We start from the raw sequence: 15,024 nt of genomic DNA on the forward strand, positions 1-15,024 counted from the left end.
GAACGTGGAGCCAGGGCACGGGCCGCTCAGCTCACGGCCGACCGCTCAGGGTCCGGGTTCCTCGCTGCCCAGCCCGGCGGGGGCCGCCGCACCGGCCGACAGCAGTCTTCGCGCCAGCACGCGGCAGCGCCCCGCCAGCTCCGGCGGGTCGAGCACCTCGAAGTCGTGTCCCAACAGGAGCACGTGCATCAGCACGAAGTCCAGGTCGTGGCCGCCGCTGACCACCTCGCAGCGCCCGCCGCCCCGGCCCCGCACGACCGCCGCCGACGCGGGGATCTGCGCGCGCACCGTCTCGGCCGCCGCGTGCACGAGGAAGCGCGCCTGACGCGGGTAGACCCGGCTGGCCACGCCCTCCTGCACGTACGCCGCCGCGTCGGGGGCCGCGCGGGGGCGGAAGCGCCAGGTCCGCGCGGCCACACCGCTCATCCGGTCGACGCGGAAGCTGCGCCAGTCGTCGCGGTCCAGGTCGAAGGCGAGCAGGTACCAGCGCCGTTCGGAGGCGACCAGGCGGTGGGGCTCGACCCGCCGCCGTCGCACCCCGCTCCTGGACGGGTAGTCGAAACCGGCCTCGACCTCGTCGCGGCAGGCCCTGGCCAGTGTCATGAGCACCTCCGGGTCGACCTGCGTGCGACCCGAGCCGAAGGACTCCACCGAGCCGGAGAGCGCGCGCACCTCGTCGCGCAACCGGGTGGGCAGCACGCGGTCGAGCTTGGTCAGCGCCCGCAGCGCGGCGTCGCCCGCGCCGCCGTCCACCCCGTCCGCGCCGCCCGCGCCGGCGAGCAGCGAGACCACGGTGGCGATCGCCTCCTCGTCGTCCAGCAGCAGCGGCGGCAGATCCTTGCCCGGGCCGAGCTGGTAACCGCCGCCGACCCCCTGGCTGGCGTGCACCGGATAGCCGAGCGCGCGCAGGCGGTCGACGTCGCGCCGCACCGTGCGCGGCGTGACCCCGAGCCGGTCGGCGAGTTCGGGGCCGGTCCAGACCCGGCGCCGCTGCAACAGTCCGAGCAGCGTGAGCACCCGTTCCGTCGTACCGCGTTCGTCGCCGCCTGCCGTGTCCATGCGTCCCACCCTGCCAGAGATAGCGGACCGATCCTGTCCGCCAGTGGTGCCAGAGTGGCCGCATGGACACCACAGAACCCGACTGGAACCAGACCCTGCGCGAGCAGTGGGAGTTCCACTGGAACCACCACATCCGGCCCCGCTTCGAGGGCCTCACCGACGACGAGTACTTCTGGTCGCCGGTACCGGACTCCCGCTCCTGGAACGTGCGGCCGCGCGGCAGCTCGACGGCGCCCGTGCAGGGCGGTTCGGGGGACTTCACGATCGACTTCGCCTTCCCGGAGCCGGACCCCGCGCCCTTCACCACGATCGCCTGGCGGCTCGGTCACGTCATCGTCGGCGTGCTCGCCATGCGCAACGCGTCGCACTTCGGCGCACCGGCGGCCTCGTACGAGACCTGGGAGTACGCCGGAAGCGCGTCCGCCGCGCTGGACCAGCTCCAGGCCCAGGTCGACGTCTGGCTCGCCGGGGTGCGCGGCCTCGACGCGGCCGCGCTGCGGACCCCGGTCGGCGCCAAGGAGCCCTACCCCGAGGCGCCCATGGCGGACCTGGTGCTGCACATCCACCGCGAGCTGATCCATCATCTGTCCGAGGTCTGCCTGCTGCGCGACCTCTACCTGCACACGGCGGCAGCCGCGAACGGAGCGAACCGATGAGCCTCGACGTCCAGATCACCTTCGACGCCCACGACCCCCGGGCGCTGTCGTCCTTCTGGCGCGACGTGCTGGGCTACGTCCACCCCGGACCGCCCGGGGCCGACCTGCCCGAGGGCGCCGATCCGCTGGCCGCGTGGGACGCCTTCCTGGCGCAGGTGGGCGTGCCCGAGGACCAGCGCAACACGAGGTCGGCCATCGAGGACCCCGAGGGGAACGGCCCGCGGCTGTTCTTCCAGCGGGTGCCGGAGGACAAGGTCACCAAGAACCGCCTCCACCTCGACGTGCGCGTGGCACCCGGGCTGCTGGGGGAGGAGCGGATGGCGGCGCTGGAGGCCGAGTGCGCGCGGCTTCTGGCGCTGGGGGCGACGCGGGTGCGCCGCCACGAGCCGGAGCCGCCGATGGAGACCGGCTTCATCGTGATGGCCGACCCCGAGGGCAACGAGTTCTGCCTGGACTGAGGTCGTCCGACCCTGGTCGTGGTGCCCGTGTCCCTCCGGGGGCGCGGGCACCGTCGTTCGTCCCGGCGGTGCTATCCGCAGGCCGCGCGGATCGCCCCCGGCGGCTCCTCCCCGTCCGAGGAGAGCATGTCCCCGACGACCTCCGGGGCGAGCTGCCGGATGCCCTCGAAGGCCTCGTCGCGTCCGGGAGCGAGCCAGGACAGGGACGGCAGGTCGGCGACGGTGCCGAAGTGGCGCGCCCGACTCCGTCCACGCCCCGGAGGAGGGGGCGGGGACGGCCCCCGGGGCGGATGGGTGGCGGCCCGGGGTCGGGTCAGGGGCATCCCCGATAGCTTCCTGGCCGTGCGTGCTAGATTCTGGCCATGCGGTCAGAAAATAAACCAGGTGGACAGAAGCGGTCCTTCATCGAGGAGGCCCGCAGGGCGCAGATCACCGCGGCGGCGGTCGAGACCATCGCAGAGACGGGCTACCCCAACTCCTCCCTGGCGCGGATCGCGCGCACGGCCGGGATCAGCAAGGGCGTGATCTCCTACCACTTCGCCGGAAAGGACGAGCTGATGGACCAGGTGGTGACCGACGTCTACACCGAGATCGCCGAGTCCGTCCTCCCCGGGATGCTGGAGCAGACCAGCGCCGCCGACATGCTGCGCGCCCACGTGCGCGGTGTGGCCGAGTACGCGCTGTCCCATCCCGAGCGCATGGCCGCGCTGGCGCAGATCTTCACCCACGCGCGCAAGGCGGACGGCTCCCCGCGCTACGGGGCGGCGGAGTCCGACGTGCTCTACGAGTCCCTGGAGGGCCTGTACCGGTCCGGACAGGAGAGCGGCGAGTTCCGCGACTTCGACGTGCGGGTGATGGCGGTGACCCAGCAGACGGCGATCGACGCGATGTTCGCCTACTGGAGCGCCCATCCCGGCCACGACCTCATGGCGCACGCCCGCGAGCTGGGCGAACTGCTCGTGCGCGCCACCCGCGCCGACCGCTCCCCACCCCCAACCGAGTGACGAGGACGCCATGACGCAGCACGCCAGCCCACCGCTTCTCCCGGACCCCGCGCCACCCGCGCGCGGGCGCCTGCACCACGTCGACAACCTGCGGGTCGCGCTGACCGTGCTGGTCGTACTGCACCACGTCGCGCTCACCTACGGCAACATCCCGGTGTGGTTCTACCTCGAACCGGCCCAGGACCCCTCCGGCGGCCTGCTCGACCTGTTCGTCTTCCTCAACCAGACCTACTTCATGGGGCTGTTCTTCCTGCTCGCGGGCTACTTCGTGCCGGGGGCGGCCGACCGCCGGGGCGGGCGCGGGCTGGTCCGCGAGCGCCTGGTGCGCCTGGGTGCGCCCTTCCTGCTGTTCGTCCTGCTCGTCCGCCCGTTCCTGATGATCCCCAACTACGCGCCCGCGGCCGAGATGTTCGCGGCCGGGGGCGGCGAGCTGCCGTTCTGGCTGTTCCTGGTCGTGACCTACGATCCCGGGCCCATGTGGTTCGTGGAGGTCCTGCTGGTCATGACCCTGGCCTACGTGGCCGTGCGCGGCCTGCGCGAGCGCCACGACCGGCGGCGGGGCCTGGCGGTCGAGCCCACCGCGCGCCCCGCCGACACCGCTCCGCTGCGCTGGGCGGCGCCCGTCGCGGCCCTCGTCCTGGGCCTGGCCCTGGTCACCTTCGCCTGGCGCTACCTGGCCCCGGCCCCGTACTGGCCGGTCGTGGGTCTGCCCAGCCCCGGCTACCTGCCCCAGTACGTCACCCTGTTCGTCCTGGGCGTGCTGGCCTACCGGGGCAACTGGCTGGCCCGGCTGCCCGGCGCCGCCGGGTGGTGCGGCGCGGCTCTGGCCCTGACGGGCCTGACGGCGGGAGCGGCGGCCACTGTTCTGCTGGGCGAGGCCGCGCAGGTCCCGGGCACGTGGCAGGCGCTGGCGCAGATCACGGCCGAGTCGGTCCTGGCCGCGGGCGCGGTGCTCACGCTCCTGGTGGGTTTCCGGCGCTTCGCGAGCGGGAGCAACCGCCTCACGCGCTGGCTGTCCGACAACGCCTTCGCCGTGTACGTCCTGCACCCGCTGGTGCTGGTCGGGCTGGGCGTGGCCCTGAGCGGCTGGGAGGCCGACGCGCTCGTGAAGTTCCTCGGTGTGGGAGCGCTCGCGGTCCCGGCCTGCTGGGCGCTGGCCGCGGCGGTCCGGGCGCTTCCCCGGGTCCGGCGGATCCTCTGAGGGACCGGTCGGGGCCCGCCTCCGCGAAAACCGGAGACGGGCCCCGGCCCCCGTGTGCGTCGGGCTAGGGTCGGAGCCCAACCGAAACGAAGGGACCGTGGTGACCAGCCAGAAGGAACGCATGCTCGCCGGTGAGCTCTACCAGGCGGACGACCCCGTCCTCCAGGCCGACCTCGTCCGTGCGGAGAGGCGCGCGGAGGCGTTCAACAACGCCTCCGTCGACGACCCGGACCGCCGGAAGCTCCTGGCCGACCTGGTGGGCGAGCTCGGCGAGGACGCCTGGGTCCGGCCGCCGCTGCGGGTGGACTACGGCTCCATGATCAGCATCGGCGCGCGCACGTTCGTCAACTGCGGCGCGGTGATGCTGGACGTGGCCCCGATCAGCATCGGCGCGGACGTACAGATCGGACCGAACGTACAGCTGCTCACCCCCACCCATCCCGTGGACCCCGAGCAGCGGCGCGACAAGTGGGAGGCGGCCGAGCCGATCACCATCGGCGACAACGTGTGGCTGGGCGGCGGGGTCATCGTCTGCCCCGGCGTGACGATCGGGGAGAACACCGTGGTGGGCGCCGGAGCGGTGGTCGTGCGCGACCTGCCCGCCAACGTGGTGGCCGTCGGCAACCCGGCCCGCGTGGTGCGCCACATCTGATCCGCCCCGGCCCCGGGAGCGGTCCCGGACCGTCGCCGAGGGCCGCCGCGACCGGAGCGCCGCGGCACCGTACGAGCTGCTCGGGAAGCCCGCGCCAACCCTGACCCGTACAAACGGAGAACCGTCCCCCGGTGTGGCGCCACCGGGGGACGGGGTCTGTGCCGGCGGCGCGGCCCCTCTCCGGGGCGCCCGTCCGGGGTGCGGGGAGGGCTCCGGCCGGAGCCCTCCCCGCGGCTTCCCTAGGACACCGCCTGTCCGGCCGGGACCGCCGCGGCGTCGTCCGCGGCGCCGTCCGCGGCGAACTGGGTCCGGTACAGCTCGGCGTAGCGGCCGCCCCGGGCCAGCAGTTCGGTGTGGGTCCCGCGCTCCACGATCCGCCCGGCCTCCACGACCAGGATGGCGTCGGCGGCGCGGACGGTGGAGAGCCGGTGGGCGATGACCAGCGCGGTCCGCCCCTCCAGGGCCTCGGCCAGGGCGGCCTGCACCGCAGCCTCGGAGGTGGAGTCCAGGGCCGAGGTGGCCTCGTCGAGGATGACCACCTCGGGTCCTGCCACCAGCAGGCGGGCGATGGTCAGGCGCTGGCGCTCGCCGCCGGAGAAGCGGTACCCGCGCTCGCCGACCACCGTGTCCAGCCCGTCGGGCAGGGCGGCGACGAGCTGGTCCAGGCGGGCGCGGCGCAGCGCGTCCCACAGCTCCTCCTCGGTGGCCCCGGGGCGGGCCAGCGAGAGGTTGGCGCGGACGGTCTCGTGGAACAGGTGACCGTCCTGGGTGACCATGCCCAGGGTGGCGCGCACGGAGGCGAAGGACAGGTCGCGCACGTCCGTCCCCGCCAGGCGCACGGCGCCCGAGTCCACGTCGTACAGGCGCGGGGCCAGCTGGGCGATGGTGGACTTGCCCGCGCCGGAGGAGCCCACCAGGGCGACCGTCTGCCCGGGTTCGATCCGGAAGGACACCCCGTGCAGGACCTCGCGCTGCTCGGCGGTGTCCAGGACGGCGACGTCCTCCAGGGAGGCCAGTGACACCCTGTCCGCGGAGGGGTAGGAGAAGGAGACGTCGTCGAACTCCACCGACACCGGCCCGGAGGGGACCTCGCGGGCCTCCTCCCGCTCCTCCACCAGGGGCCGCAGGTCCAGGATCTCGAAGACCCGGCTGAAGCTGACCAGGGCGCTCATCACCTCCACACGGGCGCTGGCCAGGGAGGTGAGCGGGGCGTACAGGCGGGTGAGGAGCATGCCCATGGACACCACGGTGCCCGCGTCCAGGCGGCCGGTCAGGGCGTAGAACCCGCCCAGGCCGTAGACCAGGGCCAGGGCGAGCGCGGAGACCAGGGTCAGGGCGGTGAAGAAGACCTCCTGGACCATCGCGGTGCGCACGCCGATGTCGCGGACCCGTCCGGCGCGGCGGGCGAACTCGGCCGACTCCTCCTCGGGTCGGCCGAAGAGCTTGACCAGGGTGGCGCCGGGCGCGGAGAAGCGCTCGGTCATCTGGGTGCCCATGGCGGCGTTGTGGACGGTGCGCTCGCGCTCGATCCTGGCCAGGCGCGCGCCCATACGGCGGGCGGGCACCACGAACAGCGGCAGCAGCACGAGTGCGAGCAGGGTGATCTGCCAGGACAGGGCGAGCATGACGCCCAGGGCCAGGACCAGGGTGACCAGGTTGCTGAGCACCCCGGAGAGCACGTCGCTGAAGGCGCGCTGGGCACCGATGACGTCGTTGTTGAGGCGGCTGACCAGGGCTCCGGTTCGTGTACGGGTGAAGAAGGCGACCGGCATGCGCTGGACGTGGTCGTAGACGGTGGTGCGCAGGTCCAGGATGAGCCCCTCGCCGACCCGGGAGGAGAGCCAGCGCACCACCAGCCCCAGGGCGGCTTCGAGGAGCGCGACGGCGGCGATGAGCCCGGCCAGGAACAGCACGGGTTCCAGCGGGCCGCCGTCGGTGATGGTGGTGACGACCCGTCCGGCCAGGAGCGGGGAGGCCACGGTCAGGACGGCGGTGACCACGCTCAGGGCCACGAACCAGACCAGCTGGCGCGCGTGGGGCCGGGCGAAGGAGGCGATCCGGCGCAGGACGGGCAGGGAGAAGGGTCGCTGGTCCTCGCGGGCGTGCATGGCGTGGTACATCGAGTTCCACGCGGCCATTTCCATACTCATGGTCGTCCACCGGATCTGTCGGGGTTGATGCCATGAACCGTAGGACCTCAACAAATATTGAGGTCAAGCCACCACGCCCGCCCGTCACCCTCCACCGCCCGGGGGCCGCTGCGCGGGGAAGTGGGACACCCGCGGCCGACGCCTGTGAACCGTCGCTCCGGTGACCGGATCCGGCCTCCGTAGCCCTCTTCTGCGGCTGTCGATGCTCTGGTAGAACGACCCCGTGGACCCCCAAGGACTCCTCGCGCTGCTCCTCCTCGTCCTCTTCTCCGCGTACTCGGTCCACTCCGGCCTCAAGGACCTGTCGGCGGCCCTGCGGACCCGGCGGGACGCCCGCCTCCTGGACCGAACCGGCGTGCGCGCGCGGGGAGTCGTCACATCCGTGCACCGTTCCTGAACAGTGATCAGAAGTGACCCCAGGGGGTCACACTGGTACCGCACCCATCCCGAACGGTGCTGGATGGGCTGGGTCACCGCGTTCCTGCCCCGTCCGGCCACGCGCATCGCGTGCACGCTCCGTGACGGGTGGGCGGTTTCCCTCACGCCCAGAACTCCCCGATGCGGCCTGGATGGTCCGATGCCCCACACCATCACCCTGGTGGTGTGGGGGCGGTGCCGTCCGTCGCCGGACCGGGTGGCCCTGGGCGCGCCGCCCGACCGCGATGCTCGCAGCATCGTGCCGGGAGACCTTCCTGGTTGTGGTGGACAGGGGTTGTTGCCAGTGCTGGGCACCCCACCCCCCGCCGAAGGCAAACGCCGGGTACACGGCGATGACCGCCACCCCCAGGGTGTGGGCCATCGACACCAACCGGGACCGCAGCCGAGCGGTGGGAAAACCACTGATCAACTGCCGGAAGCGTTTCCGCCGTCCGTGCTTTTCCCTGGACTTGTCCGCGGAGAAGTCCAGGTCCTCCACCGCGATGGCCCGCACACCTTGTGCGGTGGCCCAGCGCAGCAGCCGGGACAGGGCATGACGTACCTGCGCGTCCCGGTGCTGGGAGTTCCCGGACAACTCGAAGGCGAACCGGCGCGGGTTCCCGATCGGGTTGCCGTGGGTGTCGAGTCGCCAGGCGGCCAGGTGGTCGACGTTGGCGTCCACCCCGACCACCCCGCGGGCCAGCGCCGCCTCCCACGGCACCTGTGGGACAGGGGCGGGGGTCCAGGACGCGCTCACATACCACCGACCCCGATCCGCATCCAGGTGGAGGCGGTAGGCCACCGCCCCGTCGGCCTCGACCCGATCAGCCCACTCCGTGCCCCGGTGGGCGAAGGCCACCCGACCCGAGAGCACGTACCGGCCACGGGGCGCGTTGGCCAGATGCGCCAGCGGAGCGGGCAACCTGATCGAGACCTGCCCCTCAGGGGTGATGCGGATGGTCTCGTTGCCGTAGCGTTTGCCGGACTCACCATCAGCGGACAGGAAGAAGCGCTCGGCCTCCCACCGAGCCCGTCACTGGGCCTGGGTGAGCCCGGCCCGGTCCAGGTGGCTGCGGCGGGCCAGCGCCCACTGCTCGTTGGAGGACTTGGTCAGGGCTCCGGCCCACCGTGAGGACGAGACAGGGGTCAGCTCCCGTTTGCGGGCCGCCCAGGAGTCCTTGCCGTGGCTGGTGCCGTCCGCGCATCGTGCGGCCAGGTCTGTGGAGGCGAGCGAGCCCAGGTGTGCGCCCACGGCCCGCAGCACCGTCTCGTCCTTTGGTGTGAGGTCCTTGAGCCGGTCACGCACGCTCACCCCGGTCGGTGTGGGGGCCAGGAACGGGTCGGCGAGGGTCCGCAACCGCCGCGTGCCGGTACCTGTCATCTCGCCTTGCCTCCTGACCCTGCCGGTTTCGTTGCTGTGTTCGATACGACCGTAGCCAGGTTCAGGGGTGCTTGTCCGGAGAATCAACGAACTCCTCGGACGGACTTTCCCCGGCGGGCCCTCTACCGGGGTGGGGGCACACACCACACACCGCTTTCCAACAGCAGTAGAGGCTCACTCCTGTGCCCTCGTGTGCGTTTGAGTGGCTTCCCGATCCAACAGCTAACAACCCCCTTTCCCGGAGCCCCCGAGGCCACACCGTCACCGTGGCCTTCCGCAACGCCGACGGCCGGGAGCGGGAAGCGGTCGACGCCTCCGGGTTGGGCGGCTACCTCGTCCGCGAGGGCACCCCGGTCGAACTGCTTCACTCAACCGAGGACCCGAGGCTCGTCCGGGTGGAGAGCGCCGCCCTCCCCGGCTCGGCGGCCGACCACTACCCGCTCCGTCCCGGGCGCCGCCCCGGCGGCGGAAAGGCGATCGCCTCCGCGGTCCTGTCGATGCTCGCCGTGCCCGCCTTCACCGCGGTCGTCGTCGCGCTGGCCCTGACCTTTGAGGGCGGCGGCGGCCTCTTCAGGTACCTACCGTTCCTGTTCACCGTCGTCGGCCTCGGCATGCTCCTCTCCGCGACCGTGTCCTCGGTGCGCGACCGCGCGGGCGGCCGGGGCTGCACCGGAGAGGCCGACGGGACCGTCACCGACGCCTGGAGGGAGGCCAGCAACGCCACGGTGAACCGCCGCCGCGTGTACACCCACCCGTTCACCGTGCACTTCTCGACCGGTGACGGGCGCGAGGTGCATCGGCGCTACCGGCGCTCCAGCACCTCCTACCGCCCTGTAGCGGGACAGAGCGCGCGGGTCAGGTACGATCCCGGGGCCCCAGTGCGCTTCTCCGTGCCCGAGGCCCACACCTGGGGATGCGGACCCCGCGCGGTCATGGTCGTCATCGGCCTCGGCTTCGTCTTCATCGGAACGTTCGTCGGCCTCATGTTCCTGGTGTCGGGTCCTCTCTAGCCGGGTGAGCGGCTCCGCGGGCCGTCCTGCCCCGAGCGGTGCGGCTGCCCGGCCCCCTGCCGGGCGGCCGCACCGGTCTCCCGGGTCTCCTCGCGCTCCCCGCGGTCAGGGCGCTGACGGCGTTGGCTGCCACCACCGCACCGATCGCCGCCCAGTCCACACCGTCCAACTCCTGGCCCAGCACCACCAGCCCCGCCAGGGCGGCCATCACCGGGTGCACGCTCATGAACAGGCCGAAGAAGCGGGCCGGGACCCGGCGCAGGGCGAACAGGTCCCCCAGGAACGGCACGGTCGAGGACAGCACCCCCGCCGCCGCGGCACAGGCCAGGGCGGCGGGAGTGGGCGGATGGTGCGCCAGTACCCACGCCCCGACCGGCACGAACAGCAGCGCGGAGACCCCGGCGGCCGCGGCCGAGCCCTCGATGCCCGCCACCCGCCGCCCCACCGTGCGGTTGAGCAGGATGTAACCGGCCCAGCAGGCGGCGGCCACCAGGGCCAGCGCCATGCCCAGGTGGTCGCCGCTGGGCTGCGGGCGCATCAGTACGGCCACCGCGCCCCCGGCCGCCAGGGCGCACCCCAGGTCCACCCGCCGGCGTGAGGCGGCCAGTGCCACGGTCAGGGGACCGAGGAACTCCAGGGTCACGGCCAGGCCCAGGCCGATCCGGTCGACGGCGAGGTACAGGGTCAGGTTCATGGTCGCGAAGACCACCGCCATGGACAGCACCGGCCACCACTGCGACCAGGTCAGGGAGCGCAGCCGAGGACGTCCCAGCGACATCAGCACCAGTCCCGCGACCCACTGACGCACGGCCACCACACCGGCCGGGCCGATCACCGGAAAGGCCAGCGCGGCCGTGGAGGCGCCCAGCTGGTTGGACATCCCGCCGCACAGCATCACCAGCGTCCCGGCCAGTCGCCCGCGTGCGCCCGGATCCGATCCGGAGGCGGCCGCCTGCCGCGCCGTTCCCGTCGAGGTCTCCATGGGGCGAGCATGCGGCCCGGCGGCGCATACGCAAAATGCATGTGGCAGGCCGTCTATACGCTGTGCGTATGGACATGGAGCTGCGTCACCTGCGCTGCCTGGTCGCCATCGTCGACACCGGGAGCTTCACCGACGCCGCCCTCGAACTGGGCACCTCCCAGGCGGCCGTCTCGCGCAACCTCGCCGCCCTGGAACGCTTCCTGGGCGTGCGACTGCTGCACCGCACCAGCCGCGACGTGGCCCCCACCACGGCGGGCGTGCAGGTCCTGGCACGGGCACGGGCGGTGCTGGCCGAGGCCGACAACCTGGTGCGCGAGGCCAGCACCGGGCACAGCCGCCTGCGCCTGGGGCACGCGTGGTCGGCCGTGGGCCGCCACACCGCCGAGTTCCAGCGGCTCTGGGCTGTCCGCCACCCCGACGTGGACCTGCACCTGGTGCGGACCAACTCGCCCACCGGCGGGCTGGCGGAGGGGCTGTGCGACCTGGCCGTGGTCCGCGCCGCCTTCGACGAACGCCGCTTCGACAGCGCCCTGGTCGGGTGGGAGCGCCGTTACTGCGCGATGGCCTCCGACGATCCCTGGGTCCGGCGCCGCTCCATCCGCCTGGCCGAGATCGCCGACCGCCACGTGCTCGTCGACCGCCGAACGGGCACCACCACCGCCGAACTGTGGCCCGAGCGGGCGCACCCGGCACTGGAGCACGTCAACGACATCGACGACTGGTTGGCCGGGATAGCGACCGGGCGCAGCGTCGGGATCACCGCGGAGAGCACCGTGACCCAGTACCGGCGCGACGGCATCGCCTTCCGTCTGGTGGGCGACGCCCCGCGAGTCCCGGTCCGGGTGCTCTGGCGGCGCCACGACCCGCACCCGGCCACCTTCGCGGCCGTGGCGCTGCTCTCGGACCTGTACGGGGAGCGGAAGCGGTCCTGAGCGGCGCGGTCACGCGGGCCCGGCCGGTGCCTCGGGCAGCGGCCCCTGACGACGCCGCCGCGGACCTCACACGCCCGTGGCCACGGGCGCGGCGTCCTGTCCGTGGTACCGCGCCTGTTCGTGGTACTGCGCGGGCTCCTCGTGGCGGGGCGCCGCGGTGTACACGCCCACGTGGGGGTCCTCGGGGGACAGCAGCAGGGCGCGGCCCAGCGTGGCCTGGGCGTGGGCGCAGGCGCGCGCCACCAGGGGCAGGGTGAGGGCGAACAGCACTCCGGCGAGCATGTGCACCACCGTGGTCGCCAGCGCCGGGGACTCGGGCGCCAGGTAGGCGCCCACGTCGGTGTAACCGGGAATGGTGTACAACGACCAGCCCCACAGCGGCTGGAGCAGCCCGGCCAGGGCGCCCGCCCACCAGGTGACGGTGAGGCAGAAGCCGACCACGGCCACGGGCAGGAGCACCAGCGCGTGCAGGGCGTCCAGCCAGCTCTGCGGGCAGGCCAGCGGGGTCAGGGCCCGGCGCAGGGGACCGGCTCCGGGGGCGGGGGAGCGGTAGGGGCGGCGCACCACCGGTCGGCGTCCCAGGTCGGCCAGGCGGATGCGTTCGACGTGGGCGAACCCGCGTGCGGCGTACAGGGTGCCCGTCATCAGGAACAGGCCCGCCACGACGACGGCGGTGCCCGCCCCGGCGGCCAGACCCGTCAGGACGACCACGAAGGCGATGAGGGCCGTCGGCAGGCCCAGGAGGGTGTAGCGGGTGTCGGCCAGGAGTCGGGCGACGGGGTTGCGGGTCGTGTCCATGGCCCCGAAGTTACGCCCGTCCGAGCCCGGAGTCAGGGCGGTACGGGTGCGGACCGGGGGTGGTGCTGGCTCCACCCCGCGTTGGCGCCGCCGCGCCGCGGGCCCCGGTCACAGACCGCCCAGGAGTGCGGAGGCCTCGAGGGTGACGGGCCCGAAGCTGACGATTCCGTCGAAGAGCCCCGCGAGCCACAGCCCGTGCCGCAGGACCAGGAAGCCGACGATGCCGATGATCCAGCCCATGGCCTCGCGGGAACCGGACTCGATCTTGGCCCGCCAGCGCTCCATCCGGGGCCGCATCCGCTCGCCGAAGGCGCGGTGGACCAGGTAGAGCAGGATCGGCGGCAGCACCATGACGACGTTGTAGGCGGCGAGCAGGGGCACCCAGGCCGCGGCGGAGAGCCCGGCGGTGGTCATGATGCCGATCGCGCCGAAGTAGGGCAGCGCGGTGCCGCCCTCCAGCAGGCCGGTGGCCAGGCCCAGCGCGACCATGGCGCCGGTGCGCAGCGAGGCGGGCCTGCGCTGCCGACGCGGCCCGCTCGGCATGAACAGGGCGTAGGCGAGCATGCCCCCGCCCAGCACCACCATCGCCCAACCCAGGACGGGGCTGTCGGCGAGGTCGTCCAGGGCCTCGAACACGAAGCCGAGGCCGAGCATGAGCGCGCATCCCAGGGCGAAGTAGAAGGCGGCGACGGTGCCCAGGTAGGCGAAGAGGGGACGGGCCACCGACCGCGCCCCGCTGAGTAACACGTACAGCGAGACCCCGATGGTGGCGGGGCTCAGGGTGTCCAGCAGCGCCAGTCCGGCGACCGGCAGCAGCACTTCCAGGGACGGCATCGGGTTCTCCCCAGCTCTCGTTTTCACACGTCTGTGTCAAATAAAATAACACAGTTGTGCTAGAAAGGGGAGGTGCCCAAGATCGTCGACCACGAACAGCGCCGCCGGGAGCTGGCCGAGGCCCTGTGGCGGGTCATCGCCGAGTCCGGCCCGGCCGCCGTGTCCATCCGCTCCGTCGCCGCCGAGGCGGGCTGGTCCCCCGGAGCCCTGCGCCACTACTTCCAGACGCGCGAGGACCTGCTCGTCTTCGCCATGAACCTGTCCGAGGAGCGCGTCACCGCGCGCGTGACGGCCCTGAACGGTACCCAGGACCCGAACACCCCGCTCCTGGACCGCATGGCCGAGTACGCCGAACAGCTCCTGCCCCTGGACGCGACGCGCCGCGCGGAGTACCGCGCCTGGGAGGCCGCCGGGCTGCTGGGGGAGCACGACCGCGACCGGGAGCAGCGCTGGAACAGCCAGCGCAGGCTCTACCGGCTCCTGGTCGGCGCCCTCACCGGGCAGCCGGTGGAGGACCCCTTCCAGCCCCACCCCGACCCGTGGGTCGAGGAGTGGTCCGGGTACCTGCACACCCAGGTGGACGGGCTCGCCCTCCAGCTGATGGTCACCCCGGGCATGAAGGGCACCGAGGGGGCCCGGCGGGAGCTGCGCGCCTTCCTGGCCCGCACAGAGGAGGCCTGGCGGCACCACCAGGCCTCCTGAGCGGTCGGCGTCCGGAGGAGGCGAAACGGCCCACCGCGGCCCCCGCTCGGCCGCACCCGCACCCCGGGCTCCGGGGACCTCACGCCGGGACGGGCTCGGGCCGGGCGGTGCGTCAGACCAGCCAGCGGCCGTCACGCATCAACTCGCGCCCGGACATCTCGTTCACCTCGCGCCAGGCCTGGACACGGCGCGGCGTGATGCGGAACCAGAGGTAGGGGGCGGACAGCGCGCGCGGGTCGAAGCCCGTCCGCTCGGCGAACCGGTCGCCCCGCTCCCGCGTCAGCGCGTCGATCCCGAGGACCTCGACCCGGCCGTCGATCATGGTCACGTCGCGGGTGCCGCCCAGCCCCAGCCGGACGGTCCGGGTGGCGGCCAGGTTCCTGCCGGTGGGGCTGTCCGCCGCGGTGGCCACCAACAGAGACTCGCCGTCCCAGTCGAAGGACAGCGGCACCAGGTGGGGCGCGCCGTCCTTCGAGGCGCTGGCCACCCAGACGTCGACGTCGCGGACGAGCCGCTCCTCGGTGTCGCGGCGGCGCCGGGCGCCGGAGCGGGGCCGGTCGCCCACCGCACGCGGCGCCGTCGTGGTCTCTTGCGCGTGAGAGCTGGTCACTGTCACTCCCCGTGGTCGTGGTTCGCGGTCGGCCCGGCGGGTTCGGCCGGGTGCGATCGCCGTGGTCCCAGCCTCCCCCGGCCAGGGCGCGGACCGCCTCCGTGCCGACCACGGAAACCACCACCCATATCGGCTTCCTCTCCTGCCCGCAGGCAGGAGATCGCGGAACCGCCTACCG

18 protein-coding genes are annotated in these 15,024 nt (G+C 73.2%); 9 read left to right on the plus strand and 9 right to left on the minus strand.

Annotated features, from left to right (window positions below):
• Positions 1-45 precede the first annotated feature (45 nt).
• Complete coding sequence (locus tag HGB44_RS09425) at positions 46-1,059, minus strand: helix-turn-helix transcriptional regulator (protein WP_061079761.1); 1,014 nt, start codon at positions 1,057-1,059, stop codon at positions 46-48.
• A gap of 62 nt (positions 1,060-1,121) precedes the next feature.
• Between HGB44_RS09425 and HGB44_RS09430 the strand changes: the two genes are divergently transcribed.
• Positions 1,122-1,715 (plus strand): DinB family protein, encoded by a 594-nt coding sequence (locus HGB44_RS09430; RefSeq protein ID WP_061079762.1) that lies wholly within the window; start codon positions 1,122-1,124, stop codon positions 1,713-1,715.
• The gene (locus HGB44_RS09435; RefSeq protein ID WP_061079763.1) at positions 1,712-2,173 is read left to right on the plus strand and encodes a VOC family protein; all 462 of its coding nucleotides are present in this window, start codon (positions 1,712-1,714) and stop codon (positions 2,171-2,173) included. Before HGB44_RS09430 ends, HGB44_RS09435 begins: the two co-directional genes overlap by 4 nt.
• Before the next feature lie 71 nt (positions 2,174-2,244).
• Here HGB44_RS09435 and HGB44_RS31575 read toward each other — a convergent pair whose 3' ends face one another.
• Positions 2,245-2,496, minus strand: a complete 252-nt coding sequence (locus tag HGB44_RS31575) for a hypothetical protein (RefSeq protein ID WP_061079764.1) — start codon at positions 2,494-2,496, stop codon at positions 2,245-2,247.
• 39 nt (positions 2,497-2,535) lie between these two features.
• On the opposite strand from HGB44_RS31575, the gene HGB44_RS09445 reads away from it, so the two are divergent.
• From HGB44_RS09445 to HGB44_RS09455, 3 genes are all read left to right on the plus strand, one after another.
• Complete coding sequence (locus HGB44_RS09445) at positions 2,536-3,177, plus strand: TetR/AcrR family transcriptional regulator (protein ID WP_061079765.1); 642 nt, start codon at positions 2,536-2,538, stop codon at positions 3,175-3,177.
• Positions 3,178-3,187: 10 nt separating this feature from the next.
• On the plus strand, positions 3,188-4,378 hold the full coding sequence (locus HGB44_RS09450; RefSeq protein ID WP_061079766.1) for an acyltransferase family protein: 1,191 nt from the start codon (positions 3,188-3,190) through the stop codon (positions 4,376-4,378).
• A gap of 121 nt (positions 4,379-4,499) precedes the next feature.
• Complete coding sequence (locus HGB44_RS09455) at positions 4,500-5,030, plus strand: sugar O-acetyltransferase (RefSeq protein ID WP_061079820.1); 531 nt, start codon at positions 4,500-4,502, stop codon at positions 5,028-5,030.
• A gap of 239 nt (positions 5,031-5,269) precedes the next feature.
• Here HGB44_RS09455 and HGB44_RS09460 read toward each other — a convergent pair whose 3' ends face one another.
• Positions 5,270-7,180, minus strand: a complete 1,911-nt coding sequence (locus HGB44_RS09460) for an ABC transporter ATP-binding protein (protein ID WP_061079767.1) — start codon at positions 7,178-7,180, stop codon at positions 5,270-5,272.
• A 223-nt stretch (positions 7,181-7,403) separates the two neighbouring features.
• Here HGB44_RS09460 and HGB44_RS09465 point away from each other — a divergent pair, with 223 nt between their 5' ends.
• A complete protein-coding gene (locus HGB44_RS09465; protein ID WP_168443986.1) occupies positions 7,404-7,577 on the plus strand; it encodes a hypothetical protein in 174 nt (57 codons plus the stop codon).
• A 27-nt stretch (positions 7,578-7,604) separates the two neighbouring features.
• Here HGB44_RS09465 and HGB44_RS31890 read toward each other — a convergent pair whose 3' ends face one another.
• On the minus strand, positions 7,605-8,279 hold the full coding sequence (locus tag HGB44_RS31890) for a hypothetical protein (protein WP_231972364.1): 675 nt from the start codon (positions 8,277-8,279) through the stop codon (positions 7,605-7,607).
• Between the two features lie 351 nt (positions 8,280-8,630).
• Positions 8,631-8,978, minus strand: coding sequence for a hypothetical protein (locus HGB44_RS31895; protein WP_231972365.1), 348 nt, complete (start codon positions 8,976-8,978; stop codon positions 8,631-8,633).
• A gap of 266 nt (positions 8,979-9,244) precedes the next feature.
• Between HGB44_RS31895 and HGB44_RS09475 the strand changes: the two genes are divergently transcribed.
• Positions 9,245-9,988 (plus strand): DUF3592 domain-containing protein, encoded by a 744-nt coding sequence (locus tag HGB44_RS09475; protein WP_231972366.1) that lies wholly within the window; start codon positions 9,245-9,247, stop codon positions 9,986-9,988.
• On the opposite strand, the gene HGB44_RS09480 is transcribed toward HGB44_RS09475, so the two are convergent.
• Positions 9,960-10,970 carry an EamA family transporter gene (locus HGB44_RS09480; RefSeq protein ID WP_082768280.1) on the minus strand — a complete coding sequence of 337 codons (1,011 nt, stop codon included), beginning with the start codon at positions 10,968-10,970 and terminating at the stop codon, positions 9,960-9,962. The two genes, HGB44_RS09475 and HGB44_RS09480, sit on opposite strands and share 29 nt — an antisense overlap.
• A 68-nt stretch (positions 10,971-11,038) precedes the next feature.
• Between HGB44_RS09480 and HGB44_RS09485 the strand changes: the two genes are divergently transcribed.
• Positions 11,039-11,902: a LysR family transcriptional regulator gene (locus tag HGB44_RS09485; protein ID WP_061079768.1), complete on the plus strand. Its 864-nt coding sequence runs from the start codon at positions 11,039-11,041 to the stop codon at positions 11,900-11,902.
• 66 nt (positions 11,903-11,968) lie between these two features.
• Here HGB44_RS09485 and HGB44_RS09490 read toward each other — a convergent pair whose 3' ends face one another.
• The gene (locus HGB44_RS09490) at positions 11,969-12,700 is read right to left on the minus strand and encodes a sensor domain-containing protein (protein ID WP_061079769.1); all 732 of its coding nucleotides are present in this window, start codon (positions 12,698-12,700) and stop codon (positions 11,969-11,971) included.
• 108 nt (positions 12,701-12,808) lie between these two features.
• Positions 12,809-13,534, minus strand: a complete 726-nt coding sequence (locus HGB44_RS09495; RefSeq protein ID WP_061079770.1) for a GAP family protein — start codon at positions 13,532-13,534, stop codon at positions 12,809-12,811.
• A gap of 72 nt (positions 13,535-13,606) precedes the next feature.
• On the opposite strand from HGB44_RS09495, the gene HGB44_RS09500 reads away from it, so the two are divergent.
• Entirely contained in the window at positions 13,607-14,236 is a 630-nt protein-coding gene (locus HGB44_RS09500) for a TetR/AcrR family transcriptional regulator (protein WP_061079771.1), read from the plus strand.
• A 112-nt stretch (positions 14,237-14,348) separates the two neighbouring features.
• On the opposite strand, the gene HGB44_RS09505 is transcribed toward HGB44_RS09500, so the two are convergent.
• Positions 14,349-14,846 (minus strand): pyridoxamine 5'-phosphate oxidase family protein, encoded by a 498-nt coding sequence (locus HGB44_RS09505; RefSeq protein WP_061079772.1) that lies wholly within the window; start codon positions 14,844-14,846, stop codon positions 14,349-14,351.
• Positions 14,847-15,024 lie beyond the last annotated feature (178 nt).

This window comes from Nocardiopsis alborubida (assembly GCF_012396365.1).
Lineage (GTDB): Bacteria > Actinomycetota > Actinomycetes > Streptosporangiales > Streptosporangiaceae > Nocardiopsis > Nocardiopsis alborubida.